Source organism: Pelomicrobium sp. G1, assembly GCF_051905455.1.
Taxonomy (GTDB): Bacteria; Pseudomonadota; Gammaproteobacteria; order Burkholderiales; family UBA6910; genus Pelomicrobium.
The window spans coordinates 1-284 of sequence record NZ_JBQACR010000304.1 but is presented as its reverse complement, the minus strand read 5'-3'; the positions used below and the strand labels follow the sequence as shown (position 1 = coordinate 284).

Annotated in this window: 1 protein-coding gene; it reads right to left on the bottom strand. The window is 60.9% G+C overall.

Annotation, left to right across the window (positions count from 1 at the left end):
- A partial coding sequence (locus ACTFO6_RS18610; protein ID WP_439935856.1) for a YqiA/YcfP family alpha/beta fold hydrolase occupies positions 1-82 on the bottom strand: 82 nt, incomplete at its 3' end.
- Positions 83-284 lie beyond the last annotated feature (202 nt).

Below are 284 nucleotides of genomic sequence, written 5' to 3'. Positions count from 1 at the left end.
GGGTAAGCCGCTCCCGGAGTAGCCGCGCTTTGGACGAGGCCGGAGAGCTGTTGAAGCCGTGGATATAGCAGATGGCCGTCATTCGGGGTCCGTTTTCGTGTTATAAACTAAGCAACCGCTTGCACTCATCCGGTGCGGGCGGTCAAAAATAGTGCGGCGCGGTGCGATGGCACGCCGGGCAACTCAGCGGCGTCGGCGCGTTGTCCCTCTGCGCTGCACGAATAATACAACGAGCGGCGCCAGGATTTTCGTTTGCCGATCCCGTGGCACGGAACCTGCAAACC